Source organism: Acinetobacter sp. YH12211 (assembly GCF_013418015.1).
In the GTDB taxonomy this organism is placed as follows: domain Bacteria; phylum Pseudomonadota; class Gammaproteobacteria; order Pseudomonadales; family Moraxellaceae; genus Acinetobacter; species Acinetobacter towneri.
The window spans coordinates 186,896-200,505 of record NZ_VPCW01000001.1; the positions used below are offsets into that span (position 1 = coordinate 186,896).

At 41.3% G+C, this 13,610-nt stretch carries 11 protein-coding genes; 3 read left to right on the forward strand and 8 right to left on the reverse strand.

Features of this window, described 5'->3' with window-relative positions:
• Nucleotides 1-60 precede the first annotated feature (60 nt).
• Nucleotides 61-1,548, forward strand: a complete 1,488-nt coding sequence (locus tag FTU98_RS00890; protein WP_180050096.1) for a YifB family Mg chelatase-like AAA ATPase — start codon at nucleotides 61-63, stop codon at nucleotides 1,546-1,548.
• Nucleotides 1,549-1,702: 154 nt separating this feature from the next.
• Here FTU98_RS00890 and FTU98_RS00895 read toward each other — a convergent pair whose 3' ends face one another.
• The gene (locus FTU98_RS00895; RefSeq protein WP_373683406.1) at nucleotides 1,703-2,458 is read right to left on the reverse strand and encodes a TorF family putative porin; all 756 of its coding nucleotides are present in this window, start codon (nucleotides 2,456-2,458) and stop codon (nucleotides 1,703-1,705) included.
• Nucleotides 2,459-3,611: 1,153 nt separating this feature from the next.
• Here FTU98_RS00895 and FTU98_RS00900 point away from each other — a divergent pair.
• On the forward strand, nucleotides 3,612-4,943 hold the full coding sequence (locus tag FTU98_RS00900; RefSeq protein ID WP_180050099.1) for an OprD family outer membrane porin: 1,332 nt from the start codon (nucleotides 3,612-3,614) through the stop codon (nucleotides 4,941-4,943).
• Nucleotides 4,944-5,041: 98 nt separating this feature from the next.
• On the opposite strand, the gene ppa is transcribed toward FTU98_RS00900, so the two are convergent.
• Together ppa and FTU98_RS00910 are read right to left on the reverse strand one after the other, a co-directional pair.
• The gene (gene ppa, locus FTU98_RS00905) at nucleotides 5,042-5,578 is read right to left on the reverse strand and encodes an inorganic diphosphatase (RefSeq protein WP_178318302.1); all 537 of its coding nucleotides are present in this window, start codon (nucleotides 5,576-5,578) and stop codon (nucleotides 5,042-5,044) included.
• 124 nt (nucleotides 5,579-5,702) lie between these two features.
• The gene (locus tag FTU98_RS00910; RefSeq protein WP_104852906.1) at nucleotides 5,703-6,101 is read right to left on the reverse strand and encodes an MAPEG family protein; all 399 of its coding nucleotides are present in this window, start codon (nucleotides 6,099-6,101) and stop codon (nucleotides 5,703-5,705) included.
• A gap of 104 nt (nucleotides 6,102-6,205) precedes the next feature.
• Between FTU98_RS00910 and FTU98_RS00915 the strand changes: the two genes are divergently transcribed.
• Complete coding sequence (locus FTU98_RS00915; RefSeq protein WP_004975646.1) at nucleotides 6,206-6,586, forward strand: hypothetical protein; 381 nt, start codon at nucleotides 6,206-6,208, stop codon at nucleotides 6,584-6,586.
• 102 nt (nucleotides 6,587-6,688) lie between these two features.
• Here the strand turns inward: FTU98_RS00915 and FTU98_RS00920 are convergent, their stop codons facing one another.
• From FTU98_RS00920 to FTU98_RS00940, 5 genes are all read right to left on the reverse strand, one after another.
• Nucleotides 6,689-8,365 (reverse strand): long-chain-fatty-acid--CoA ligase, encoded by a 1,677-nt coding sequence (locus FTU98_RS00920; RefSeq protein WP_004975645.1) that lies wholly within the window; start codon nucleotides 8,363-8,365, stop codon nucleotides 6,689-6,691.
• A 148-nt stretch (nucleotides 8,366-8,513) separates the two neighbouring features.
• Nucleotides 8,514-10,733 (reverse strand): DNA topoisomerase IV subunit A, encoded by a 2,220-nt coding sequence (gene parC, locus FTU98_RS00925; RefSeq protein WP_180050102.1) that lies wholly within the window; start codon nucleotides 10,731-10,733, stop codon nucleotides 8,514-8,516.
• Nucleotides 10,734-10,907: 174 nt separating this feature from the next.
• Complete coding sequence (locus FTU98_RS00930; protein ID WP_180050105.1) at nucleotides 10,908-12,227, reverse strand: MFS transporter; 1,320 nt, start codon at nucleotides 12,225-12,227, stop codon at nucleotides 10,908-10,910.
• A gap of 156 nt (nucleotides 12,228-12,383) precedes the next feature.
• Nucleotides 12,384-13,028 carry a trimeric intracellular cation channel family protein gene (locus tag FTU98_RS00935; RefSeq protein WP_004975638.1) on the reverse strand — a complete coding sequence of 215 codons (645 nt, stop codon included), beginning with the start codon at nucleotides 13,026-13,028 and terminating at the stop codon, nucleotides 12,384-12,386.
• A gap of 65 nt (nucleotides 13,029-13,093) precedes the next feature.
• Complete coding sequence (locus FTU98_RS00940; RefSeq protein ID WP_178865910.1) at nucleotides 13,094-13,561, reverse strand: YchJ family protein; 468 nt, start codon at nucleotides 13,559-13,561, stop codon at nucleotides 13,094-13,096.
• Nucleotides 13,562-13,610 lie beyond the last annotated feature (49 nt).

The following is a 13,610-nucleotide window of genomic DNA, read 5'->3' on the forward strand; positions in this document are numbered from 1 at the left end:
CATAAAAAACAAAAACCAAACATTATAAAAATAACGCACCAAAACGGATCATCATAAAAAATGTCTTTTGCCAAAGTGTATACGCGGGGGCTGCTCGGCTTGCACGCCCCTGCAATTGAAGTCGAAGTCCATCTGAGTCAAGGTTTACCTTCTTTAACCATTGTCGGTCTAGCCGAAGCTGCCGTACGTGAGAGTAAAGATCGGGTACGCTCTGCCATTATTAACAGTGGTTTTCAATTTCCGACCAAACGTCTGACCATTAATTTAGCGCCTGCCGACTTGCCCAAAGATGGTTCGCGTTTGGACTTAGCCATTGCTTTAGGCATTTTAATTGCTTCGGGACAATTGCCCGAACAAAGCACTGAAAGTTTAGAGTTTATTGGAGAATTGGCTTTAGATGGTCAATTGCGTCCCACCACAGGCACACTCAGTATTGCGATTGCCTGCCAACAGGCACAGCATCGTTTGGTTTTACCTGAACAAAATGCACAAGAAGCTGCTCAATTGCCTGACTTTGAAGTCTTTGCCGCCACACATTTAAAACAAGTTTGCGAACATTTGGCACAAAGCCAGCCTTTAAATAAAGTCACCGCGACTGCCCAACCACAGTTATCACATTCCGCCTTTGATTTAGTCGATGTTAAAGGACAGTTGCGCCCACGACGTGCTTTGGAAATAGCAGCTGCAGGTGGACATTCATTGCTATTCAAAGGCCCACCCGGTACAGGTAAAACCTTATTGGCATCTAGGCTTTCCAGTATTTTACCGCCATTGAATATGCAGGAAAATTTAGAGGTCGCCAGCATCTATTCAGTGGCCAATAGCCCGCATACGTTTGGACAGCGCCCTTTTCGCGCCCCGCATCATACCGCTTCTGCTGTAGCATTGGTCGGTGGAGGCTCATATCCCAAACCTGGTGAAATTACCTTGGCGCATTTAGGCGTTTTATTTTTAGATGAATTACCTGAATTTGATAAAAAAGTGTTAGAAGTGCTGCGCCAACCTTTAGAGTCCAAAGAAATTGTGATCTCCCGCGCTTCTCGGCAAATTACCTTTCCAGCCAACTTTCAACTAATTGCCGCCATGAATCCCTGTCCTTGTGGTTATGCTTTTAATCAGGATGTGCGCTGCCAATGTTCTGCAGAAAGTATTAAACGCTATCAAAACCGTATTTCAGGGCCGTTATTGGATCGTATCGACTTACACATTGATGTACCACCTCTGCAAGCACATGAATTACAGGACACCCGACTAGTGGAAAATTCTGAAACCGTGCGAAGCCGTGTCATTCAAGCATATACACGACAATTGCAACGCCAAGAGTGTTTAAACATGGCGCTCAGTCCCAAACAATTAGAGCAATTTGCACATTTAGATGATACTGCGCAAAATATTTTAGCCATTGCGCAGCAGCGTTTGAACTTATCGGCACGTGCGTATCATCGGGTGTTACGAGTGGCACGCACCATTGCAGATTTAGCCCAAAGTGAACAGATTCAAAGTCCACATTTGAGTGAAGCACTGTCTTATCGTGCCCATGAAGCCTGATTGAAAGTCTAATTAAGAGTTCGATTAAGAATCTGATTAAAAGTCTAAGAGATGAAAATAGCCCATTGCCATGCCTGTACAATGGGCGAGTTGTTTTTATTGTTTTAAGTTTCACTCCTAACTGGAGCTTTTATTTATCGTCGTAGCCGTATCTTTAGAAGGCTTTAGTTAAAGTAAATACAGCTCCTGTTTCAACGCCACGCTTTGCCGCATGCGAAAAACCATCGGTATCAATATCAGTTCCTACAGCAGCCAATTCAGCAGATAAACCTTCAACTGAAGCAAAGTTATAGCTTACACCGACTTTCCAATCTACATAGCTGTCTTTTCCACCGCCAAAATCAAAGTCATCTGCTTGGGTGTAACCTAATCCAGCAACCCCAGAAAAGCCGGTACTTCCAATGGGTGCGGTATAAGTGGCATTGAAATACCAAGCATCGGTGTCACCACCTAAGAAATCATTACTGTAGTTAATGGCTGTTAATAAGCTGGCATCTTTAAACAAAACATCACTAAAACCTAATTTTGCATAAGCTTCGAGCCAGTTTAAATCGCTCTCACTTGGGTAGGCGTAATACCAAAAACCCACATCCAAAATGGGTTTGCTGGCAAAATAATCTAGGCTTGTGGTATAGCCCATATAAGGGTCAAGCTCTAAATGTGCCGTACCACCAAAATCGACATTGGAACCCCACACACCAGCATAAAGGCCTGAATCATGGCTCAACGCAAAACCCGCTTGCACCGCAGGATCACTCATTGTTTGTGTCATGCCACGAAAACGATAATCACTGGTCATTGCCGCAGTACCACTAAAAGACAATGCTGAAGTTGATTCTGATGCCATGCTTAGACCAGATGCTGCCATCATCGCTGCTGCAAAAAGTGTTTTAAATCCCATGTTCATGATTTTCCCCCTGCATCTGATGAGATGCTTGTGTCTATTGTTGTTTAACTCACATGGAGGATTGCAAACCGTGTGCCAACATTCAAAAAAACAAGATTTTCCATACTCAGAATAGGCTCACAACCACATCTAAATGATTGTTATTTATATTTATTTTTAAATTAATAAATTTCTTATTTTCATCGCTATGGCCTACAACTCACTTTTGTTCATTCTTTTTACATAGATGTATAAGTCATATTTACCGTGTAAATACAGAATACATTTCAACATTTTTGATGTACCTGACTTAGAACTCAAATTTAAACTGCCTAAAAAAGTGCAATAACATTTATTCGCACATCTTTGCATATACTAAAAACTGGGACAAAGTCATTACTCATATGCTTACAGCCCCTTTCCCATTAAGGGCGAACAGCATGTTTGGCCTAGAAAAATATTGTTTGAATACGAATAATTTTTTTGCACCAAGAACATGCATATCATTCAAATTGTTAAACCGAATAGCCAATGTGAGATTTCAGCAGCATTGTGACAGGCCGATGCAATATCTTCTGAAGTTATTACACTTAAAAATTTAGCAAAAAGAGAAATGCTTACTGGGTCAAATTCATCAAAAACAGCACAAATAAAACACCGTATTTCACATGAAACACCTCATAGCTAAAAACTATTAGTTACCCCATCAACACCATTCTATTTTTTATACTTTTAGTTCAAATAAAAACCAAAATATACAACCTTATCTATTCTTAAATTTAAAACCGCACTTTTGAAGAAATACTTAACAAGATGAAATAAACATAAAATTTTAGGTTTTTACTTACTTATTTCGCCATAAACTATTAACTTAAACTGCTGAAATATTAAACAAAGATGATTTTATGGCTAAAATTTACAAAAAACTTAAAGCATTGCTCCCAAGTCATCCATTCTAGCTGTTCAGCTCATTTAAAATTATGTTTATGTTTTTACTAAAAATTAAAATAATTATTAAACTTTTAAAAATTCAATATTTTTAATGACCCTACAGTTTATCGAAAAAATGCTTAACTTTAGTGTCATAAGCACCTTAAAAATGATATTTTCGCGCCTAAATAGCGATACAATTCGGCTACGTTTCAACTACACATTTACTGCATGAGGCTCTCTCCCAATGCTGAAATCTAAAAAACTGACACTTGCGTTATTGATCAACGCAGCGCTTATTTCAACTGCATTTGCTAGCGAACAAAGTGAATCTAAAGGCTTTGTAGAAGACGCAAACGGTTCGGTTTTATTCCGTACAGGTTATTTAACTCGTGACTATAAAGGTGTAGAACCTGGTGACGATACAAGTTCATTTGCGCAAACTGCAATCGTAAAATTAGATTCTGGCTTTACCAAAGGTGTAGTCGGTTTTGGTGTGGGTGTTGTTGGTGATGCTTCATTTAAATTAGGCAAAAATGGGCATACTGGCAATCAAATGATTCCTGTACATGATCAGTTAAATGCTGATGGCACCAAAGATGCTTACGATCACTGGGCACGTGGTGGTGCTTATGTGAAAGCACGTGTATCAAATACAACAGCTAAATATGGTACGCAAGTATCTGAAATTCCAGTAATTGCAAGCAATACAGCACGCTTAACACCTGAATACTACACTGGTCTTTATATTGAAAGTAACGAAATTAAAGACTTGACGTTAATTGGTGGTAAATTTACTAAAAACCAATGGTCAAATGACATCAGCTCAGACCAACAAGGTTTGGATAGTGCTATTTTCTGGGGTGCAAAATACAAATTTAACGACCAAGTTAATGCCTCTTATTATGGGGTAGATGTTAAAGATAAATTAGAACGCCACTATGCCAATGCAAATTACAACTTTGCTGTACCTAACGATGCAAATGTAACCTTAGATGCTGTGGCTTATAACACACAGTGGGAAGCTGGTGCAGCCACAGGTTCACATACTACAGATAACCTTGCAGACCGTGAAAACACTATTTGGGGAGTTTCGGCAACCTATAATAAAGATGCTCACAATGTAATGCTGGCTTATCAAGATAATGCTGGCAATACAGGTTACGACTATGCATACAATGCAGATGGTCTACAAAGTATTTATGTACCAAATTCATACTTATCTGATTTCAACGGCAATGATGAAAAATCAGTTGGCTTGCAATATAACTACAACTTTAAAAACCACGGTTTACCTGGCTTGAACTGGACAAGTGCATTTGTTTACGGTTGGGATATTGATGTTGCGGATCGCAACAATCGAACTGAAATTATTGATCAAGCTGAAGAACATGAATTTTTCAACCAAGTGAAATACACCGTTCAATCTGGTGCATTTAAAGATGCGAGCTTACGCTTACGCTACTCTTACTTGCGTTCAAGTAGTAGCTACAATAACCAAAAAGTGAATAACAGCGAAGGTATTGGCTCAACTAATGAATGGCGTATCTGGTTAGATATTCCTGTGAAATTATTCTAATTTCTCAGAATAGCCAATCCAATAAAAAACCTGCACATATTCTGTGCAGGTTTTTTTATATTTTAGCTTTTATGTAAAAGCCAAACAGGCTACGCAAATTATGGATTTGCAGCTTTGTAGCCTTCAATTGAGTTCAATACTTCTTGTTTCGCAACATCAGCACCTTCCCAACCACTTAACTTCACCCATTTGCCTGGCTCTAAGTCTTTATAGTGCTGGAAGAAGTGTTCAATTTGGCTGATCAATAATGGTGGAAGATCAGTATATTCTTGAACATCTTTATAAATTGGAGTCAATTTGTCGTGTGGAACTGCAACCAGTTTCGCATCAACACCACCATCATCTTCCATGTTCAGTTTACCGACAGGACGGCAACGGATCACAGAACCTGGCTCTACTGGGTGTGGCGTTACAACCAATACGTCAAGTGGATCACCATCAAGAGAAAGTGTATTAGGTACATAACCGTAGTTTGCTGGGTAGAACATTGCTGTACCCATGAAACGGTCTACAAATAATGCATCAGAATCTTTGTCAATTTCGTATTTGATTGGCGCTGCATTGGCAGGAATTTCAATGATCACATAGATGTCATTTGGTGCATCTTTACCCGCAGGGATATTGCTGTAGCTCATAGCATCACTCTTAAACAAGTTAAATCTTTTTAAAACCGCGTCAATTATAACGGTTTTCTGTCCTGAATTACTGCGCGATTATACATCTGCAAGGCAAAAATACATATTTTCACACCTGACTTGATCAGGTCAGTTTAATCACCATCAGTAAAATACAAATTGGGCAAAGTAAAGACAGCATCCAAACAATTGAACGCAGCGTCGCCCAATTGGCTAAATAACAAATTCCATAAATAATGCGCAGCACAATATAAGCAATACCAAACATCATCACCACCACTTGTGGGATGACCATATATTCCGCCATGAGCACTGCAGCAATAAATAAAGGCAGGCTTTCAAAACTGTTTTGCTGAACGGCGTTAGCACGTGCAGCTAAACCTGTAGTTTTGGCTAAAAATTCACGTGGATTTTGGTTATCTTCGCGTTTAAAGCCGCCTGCCATTTTTGCGACAACAGCAAAGACATACGGCAATAAGCAAGCAATTATAATTAGATAAACAATTCCACTTATGCTTTGCATCAATTTTTTCTCATAAACTGTATTGAGAACTTATCATAACATGGCATTTCTTGAATAAATTTTGTTAAATAGCATGTTTTAAGCAATTATATAAAGGATCCATTATGGTCAGCCCAGATCAAAAGGAAATGTTAGATGTACTTGAAAAGCAGCGCCAACATCAACTGCGAGTGGATCGTGTTTTAAAAATTGTGTTGCCTATTGTGGCATTTTTATTGATGGTGATTTGCGCCAACATGAACGTATGGTCGACCATTTTTACCTTCGTTGTGCTTTGGGTGGCGTTTTATGCGGTAGGGATTAAGCGCTTACCGCTCTGGCACTGGATTATTGTGATTGTGGTGTATTGCTTAATTGATAATATTTTAAGTTATGGCAGTTTTAATCAATCAGGTTTTAGCCGCCAATTTGGTGCGATGTTTATTTTCTTGGGTATTGTGGGTGTTGGGCGTCGTTATTTTGACCGCTGGCTCATGAAAGAATAATGCTGTTTTGTTCTAAGATATAACGATTGGTTTTCTAAAAAAGAACCATAAAAAAATGCCCCTGAATGTTCAGGGGCATTTTTTTAGAACATGCTGAATGAATTATGCAGTTTTACGCAAATCTTTACGCAAGATTTTGCCTACGTTCGATTTTGGCAATTCATCCATAAACTCCACATAACGTGGGCGTTTATAGCCAGTTAAGTTCTCTTTAGCGAATGCTAATACTTCTTCTGTGGTTAATGATGGATCTTTTTTCACCACAAACAGTTTTGGCACTTCACCTGATTTTTCATCTGGTACACCAATGGCAGCCACTTCCAATACTTTCGGATGCTTCGCAATCACTTCTTCAATTTCAGATGGATACACGTTAAAGCCTGATACCAAAATCATGTCTTTTTTACGGTCTACAATTTTCACATAGCCGCGTGAATCCATAACACCAATGTCACCTGTACGGAAGAAACCATTAATCATCACTTTGTCAGTTTCATCTGGACGGTTCCAATAGCCTTTCATGACTTGTGGACCACGGATTGAAATTTCACCTTGCTCACCCAGTGCAACTTCATTGCCGTCATCATCCAAAATAGCCACTTCAGTTAATGGTAATGGAATACCAATGGTGCCAGTGAATTCTTCAGATGCAGGCGGGTTTGCCGTTGCAACTGGCGAAGTTTCAGACAAGCCATAACCTTCAATGATGTTAGTGCCTGTCACTTTTTTCCATGCTTCAGCAGTCGATGGTAATACGGCCATACCACCACCCATCGCCATTTTCAATTTGCTGTGATCAAGCTGTTTAAACTCTTCATTGTTCACAAGCGCATTGAATAAAGTATTCACCGCAGGGAAGAAAGTTGGTTGATATTTGCGTAATTCTTTCATCACCGCAGGTAAGTCACGCGGGTTTGGAATTAAGACGTTTGCCTGACCTTTGTACATGCCGTAAAGCGCACACACCATGAATGCAAAGATGTGATACAGCGGCAATGCACAGAAAATACGGTCATCTGGCTGACCATCTTGTGCACCGAATTTACTCTGGAAAATACCATCACATTGCAGCATGTTTGCCACAAGGTTGCGGTGTGTTAATTCTGCACCCTTAGATACACCTGTTGTACCACCCGTGTATTGCAACACAGCCGTATCACTTAAAGTTAAGCTTGGGCGTTTGTAGTTGCTTGGGCTTACTTTAGACATTGCTGCGTTAAATTTAACGTGACCCGGAATGTTCCATGCAGGAATTTGCTTACGCACTGAACGTAAAACAAAATTCACCAACGTGCCTTTTAATGCACCTAGCATATCGCCCACAGAAGCAACAACAACATGCTTCACAGGGGTTTTACCAATAATCGCCTGATAAACGGATGCAAAGTTTTCAATAATCACTAAAACTTCAGAACCAGAGTCATTTAATTGATGCTCTAACTCACGCGAAGTATAAAGTGGATTCACGTTCACCAAAACTAAACCTGCGCGGAACACCCCCAGTGCAACCACAGGATATTGAAGTACGTTCGGCATCATCACCGCAACACGCGAGCCAGGTGCCAAACCTAAACTTTGTAAATAAGTTGCAAATTTACGGCTAGCTTCTTCTAGTTCACTAAAGCTTAAAACCTTATCCATAAAGATAAAGGCATCACGTGAACCAAATTTTTGGAAATTACGTTCAAAAATGTCTACGAGTGACGTATTTTCTGCAGGCAGTTCTACAGTTTCTGGAATCCCTGTCTTTTGGTATTCAGCAAACCAAATCTTTTCCATAATGCCAATTTCTCCAATCAATAATCCTTAGTTTTAAACTGTTTTTCTCAATACAGGACGTCGTTCTTTGCTTGTTTATGTCCCGTATTGCATCCATTTTCACGAATATAAACCATATATAACGTATTTTGCTTAAAAAACGCTAGTATTATCTTTGAATTAACAGTTTATTTGCTTTTTGGTAACCGCGTGGTAAGAGCTGACCTTTCGTGCCGCGCTTCGCCACATACTTCAGCAAATCGTCGCCTTTGAGTTTGAGTTGTTGCTGTCCTGCAAATACTTGAATTGCTTCATCTAAACTTAAAGGCAACATAGACACCAACTGATCTTTTTCCTCAAGTTGTATCAATTTATTACCTTTACCTTTATTCAAAATTGGCAATTCTGACAGCTCAATCACCAGTAAACGCCCTGCTGAACTGAGCAGTGCAACATGACTCGCGTGTTCAATCATTTGCAAGTTCATCACTGTCGATTGTTCAGGCAAAGACAGGAATGCTTTACCTGCTTTGGCACTGGTATCTAACTGTTTGGCCTGCGTTTTAAAGCCGTAACCTTTGCTGCTGGCTGCTAGAATTTCAGTCTCATCATCGGCAATCAGCAATTGTTTAAAGCCAACACCACTGGCAGGAGCAAGTTTTGAACTTAATGGTTCTCCCAAGCCACGTGCCGAAGGCAGGCTATTAATTGGCAACGCATAACTGCGTCCCGTATCATCTAAAATATAGACGCGCTGATTGGATTTGCCTTGTGCATGACTGAGATATTGATCACCCGCACGGAAATTTAGATTTTCCGCATCGACCTCATGCCCTTTGGCACAACGAATCCAGCCTGCTTCAGACAACACCACCGTTACAGGGTCGGCAGGTAGCATATCTTGTTCATTAATTGCAGTCGCTTCGGCACGCAATACAATTGGTGAACGACGATCATCACCAAACTTTTTCGCGTCTTCTTTCAACTCACTGATAATTAAATTTTTCAATGATTCAGGATTCGCCAATTGTTCACGAATAATGGCAGCGCGTGCTTCTAATTCTTCTTGTTCACGACGAATTTCCATTTCTTCAAGCTTAGCCAAATGACGTAGCTTTAATTCCAAAATGGCTTCAGCCTGAATTTCATCAATACCAAAATGCGCCATCAACTCGGCTTTAGGATGATCTTCTTCACGAATAATCCGAATCACGGTATCAATATCTAAATAGGCAATCAGCAAACCTGCCAAAATGTGCAGTCGCTTTTCGATTTTATTAAGATGATATTGCAAACGACGTGTGACGGTATTTTTACGAATCTCAATCCATTCCAGCAAAATACGACGAATCGATTTCACCTGCGGACGACCATCTGCGCCAATCATGTTCATATTGACACGATAGCTCGATTCTAAATCGGTCGTGGCAAACAAGTGACTCATCACCGCTTCGGCATCAATACGGTTAGAACGGAGTACAATCACCAAACGGGTTGGGTTTTGATGGTCAGATTCATCACGCACATCGCTCACCAACGGCAGTTTTTTCGCCTGCATTTGATCGGCAATTTGGGTAATGATTTTTGAACCCGAAACCTGATACGGCAATTCGGTAATCACGATTTCATTTTTTTCGATGCTGTACACCGCACGCATACGGTAACTACCACGACCTGTACTTTGCATTTTCAGCAATTCTTCAGGTGGGGTAATAATTTCAGCTTTAGTCGGTAAATCTGGTGCAGGAATATATTCTGCAACTTTTTCGTCGGTTAAATTTGGGTTGCGAATCAGGGCAATTGTGCCTTTCACCACTTCACGCAAGTTATGCGGTGGAATATCGGTCGCCATCCCCACGGCAATACCTGTGGTGCCGTTAAGCAAAATATTCGGTAAACGCGCAGGCAAATTGACAGGTTCTTTTAATGAGCCATCAAAGTTATCTTGCCAATCACAAGTACCTTGCCCCAATTCCGCCAAAAGTACTTCACTATATTGCGATAGTTTGGCTTCGGTATAACGCATGGCGGCAAAGGATTTAGGATCATCGGGTGACCCCCAGTTGCCCTGCCCTTCAATAAATGGGTAACGATAACTGAACGGCTGCGCCATCAACACCATAGCTTCATAACAAGCAAAATCACCATGTGGATGGTATTTACCCAATACATCCCCTACGGTACGGGCCGATTTTTTCGGTTTGCCGCTGTGCTTGAGTCCAAGCTCACTCATGGCGTACACAATACGGCGTTGTACAGGTTTCAAACCATCGCTGATATGGGGTAATGCACGATCCATAATCACGTACATGGCATAGTTAAGGTATGCACGTTCAGTAAATTCTGCTACGGAACGGTTTTCTGTTGCATGATGCGCAAGGCTTGTCATAAAACCTGTCGTCCTAAATCATTTGTTTTTGTATCAATCGGCTTATGCTATGCCGCAGCAGCATCCTGCACAAGGGCTAGTAAGGATGCTCTGCGACAATTTGTGTCTTATGCCGTAAAAATATTCATTTTATAAAAAACAGCAATGCAAAATATACGATGGCTGGTGGTTATTTTACAAACCTATCGACTCTAAAGTTCTGCCTTTGGTTTCTTCACCCAACACCACAATCACCAAAGCAACGGCCAATAAAACCGCGGTAAACATCATAAAGACATAACTAAAGCCATTTTGCATGACCATCATGTGCGTGACCACCATTGGAGCGACAATACCGCCCATGCGTCCAATGGCCGAGGCCCAACCTGAACCAAAAGCACGAATATTGGTTGGGTACTGTTCAGGAGTATAGGTGTATAGCACCCCCCACGCGCCCAAGTTGAAGAACGACATCAAACAGCCCCAGAACATGATCATCGCCACACTATCCGCCTGACCAAAGAAGTACGCCGATACGGCACACATGCCAATAAAACCTGCCAGTGTGGCTTTGCGCCCTAATTTTTCGACCAGCCAAGCGGCTGCAATATAACCGGGCAATTGCGCCAAAATCATGCCCAGCACATATTCAAATGACTGTACGATGCTGTAGCCTTGCTGCACCAACAGACTAGGCAACCAAGTGAAAATGCCATAATAGGAATAGACAATGCCAAACCAAATCAGCCACAGCATTAAACTACGGCGTGCAAATGGCCCCGACCACAGTTGGGTAAAAGAGATATGCTGTTTAGCGGCAACAGGCTGAACTTCAATCTGTTCAATGACTTCTACCCCACATTGACGCTCAAACTTTTGTACCAGTGCATGTGCTTCGGCAATACGACCACGATTGATCAGATATGGGATAGATTCAGGGACTTTTTCCCAGATCACCAAGGCATATAAGGCAGGCAAACCACCGATTAAAAATGCTGTATGCCAATCAAATTTTGGAATCACAAAATAAGAAACCAATGCCGCACATAACCACCCCAAGCCCCAAAAACTTTCCAGCAATACAATAAAGCGCCCACGCACATGCGCAGGAATGTATTCACTGACCAACGTCACCGCTACGGGAAGCTGCCCGCCCAAACCTAAACCGACAATAAAGCGAAAGACCAGTAACCAAGTTAAATTCGGCGCAAAGGCACAAGCGGCAGTAGCTAGACTGTAAATCACCAAGGTGGTGGCAAATACAGTTTTACGTCCAATTTTATCGGCCAGACCACCTGAAAAGACTGCCCCAATGGCCATTCCGACAAAACCAATCGACACCACCATGCCTTTTTCGGCAGGGGTCATGCTCCAGTCTTCTGCCATTTTTGCCAAAATAAAGGAGATCAGTCCTGTATCCATGGCATCAAACATCCAGCCCAGACCAATCACCACCAGTAGGCTATAGTGGAATTTTCCAATGGGTAGACGTTGCACACGCGAAACTAAATCCATAACACACTCTTTAAGTTGGCTAAAAGGATATGGGCTAAAACACAACTGCTGTTGTATTTTTATACTATGAATTGACAGGATGTGGATAGCATTAAAAAACCGATCTGGTGATCGGTTCGCTTCTATTTAGATATTCAATACAATTCTTATAACCAATTAGGTTTCATCTTTAGAGGATGCTGAATGTTCATCATCGTCCTGATAAATAAATTTAGGCATTTCTAAGCCAAAATAAATCGCAATCAAACGCAAAGTAAAACCAAAAACAAGTGTTGAGATCACGGTCAATTCAAGCGACAAACCGATTTCGATACACAACCAATAGCAAATCACGGACACAAAAGAAATACTGGCATATAGCTCACGGCGGAACACTAAAGGCACATCGTTACACAGAATATCACGCAGAATCCCACCTGACACACCTGTTAAGACGCCTGCAACGGCAGACACCACAAAGCCATGCCCCATTTCCAAAGCAATTTGACAACCAATAATAGTGAAGCCAATTAAGCCTAAAGCATCGAGCACCAAGAAAATGGAACGTAAATGACGCATCCATTTGGCAATTAAAATGGTGATAAAAGCTGCAATACAGGTCAGCACCAAATATTCAGGATGTTTGACCCAAGTCAGCGGATAATGCCCCAACAATACATCTCGCACCGAACCACCGCCCAATGCGGTGACACAGGCAATTAAGGTGACACCAAACCAGTCCATGCTGCGACGCCCTGCAGACAATGCGCCTGTCATCGCTTCTGCGGTAATCGCGATTAAGTAAATGACCAACAACAACATGGACTTGCCCTTCTTTCACTAGGCCAATAGATGCGCGTTATAATAAGCGAAAAACCAAGATAAAGTTATAAAAATTGCGCACAACATTGCTTAAATTTTTTACCCGAACCACAAATACACGGCTGTTTCATGGTCGGCTGTTGCCCTGTGGTCGGATCTAGAAAATACCAGCGTGCCTGATGTTGCACAAAATGGGAAATTTCATGGTGAATTTGCGCCTGCTTAGCATCATGGTAATGGGCTTTAAATTCAACTTGGGCATGGCTTTTATCTAACTTTTCATTGCTATTCAGCACTTCGAGCTTTAACCATTGATTCGACTTGCTCCAATCAGCAATTGCGTCAACATCCAAACTTGCCTGTTGTCCTAGCGCAGTAGTTTGCACAATATAATCAATTTGTTGCAAGGCAAAAGCGCTATAGCGTGAACGCATGAGTTGGCTCGCGGTTTCTGCATGTGCCTGCCCCACGTGTAAAGGTTGGCAGCAGTATTGATAATCGCCTTGCCCGCACGGACATGCCAAGTGATGCATAGAAAATTCCAGAAATTTAAATCAATAATAGGGTCTGTTGACACTTCGT

Coding starts and splice junctions, on each gene's coding strand:
- FTU98_RS00940 (WP_178865910.1), bottom strand. CDS start 13,561: ATGCATCACTTGGCATGTCCGTGCGGGCAAGGCGATTATCAATACTGC.
- FTU98_RS00930 (WP_180050105.1), bottom strand. CDS start 12,227: ATGGATTTAGTTTCGCGTGTGCAACGTCTACCCATTGGAAAATTCCAC.
- FTU98_RS00915 (WP_004975646.1), top strand. CDS start 6,206: ATGGTCAGCCCAGATCAAAAGGAAATGTTAGATGTACTTGAAAAGCAG.
- FTU98_RS00910 (WP_104852906.1), bottom strand. CDS start 6,101: ATGCAAAGCATAAGTGGAATTGTTTATCTAATTATAATTGCTTGCTTA.
- parC (WP_180050102.1), bottom strand. CDS start 10,733: ATGACAAGCCTTGCGCATCATGCAACAGAAAACCGTTCCGTAGCAGAA.
- FTU98_RS00890 (WP_180050096.1), top strand. CDS start 61: ATGTCTTTTGCCAAAGTGTATACGCGGGGGCTGCTCGGCTTGCACGCC.
- ppa (WP_178318302.1), bottom strand. CDS start 5,578: ATGAGCTACAGCAATATCCCTGCGGGTAAAGATGCACCAAATGACATC.
- FTU98_RS00920 (WP_004975645.1), bottom strand. CDS start 8,365: ATGGAAAAGATTTGGTTTGCTGAATACCAAAAGACAGGGATTCCAGAA.
- FTU98_RS00900 (WP_180050099.1), top strand. CDS start 3,612: ATGCTGAAATCTAAAAAACTGACACTTGCGTTATTGATCAACGCAGCG.
- FTU98_RS00935 (WP_004975638.1), bottom strand. CDS start 13,028: ATGTTGTTGTTGGTCATTTACTTAATCGCGATTACCGCAGAAGCGATG.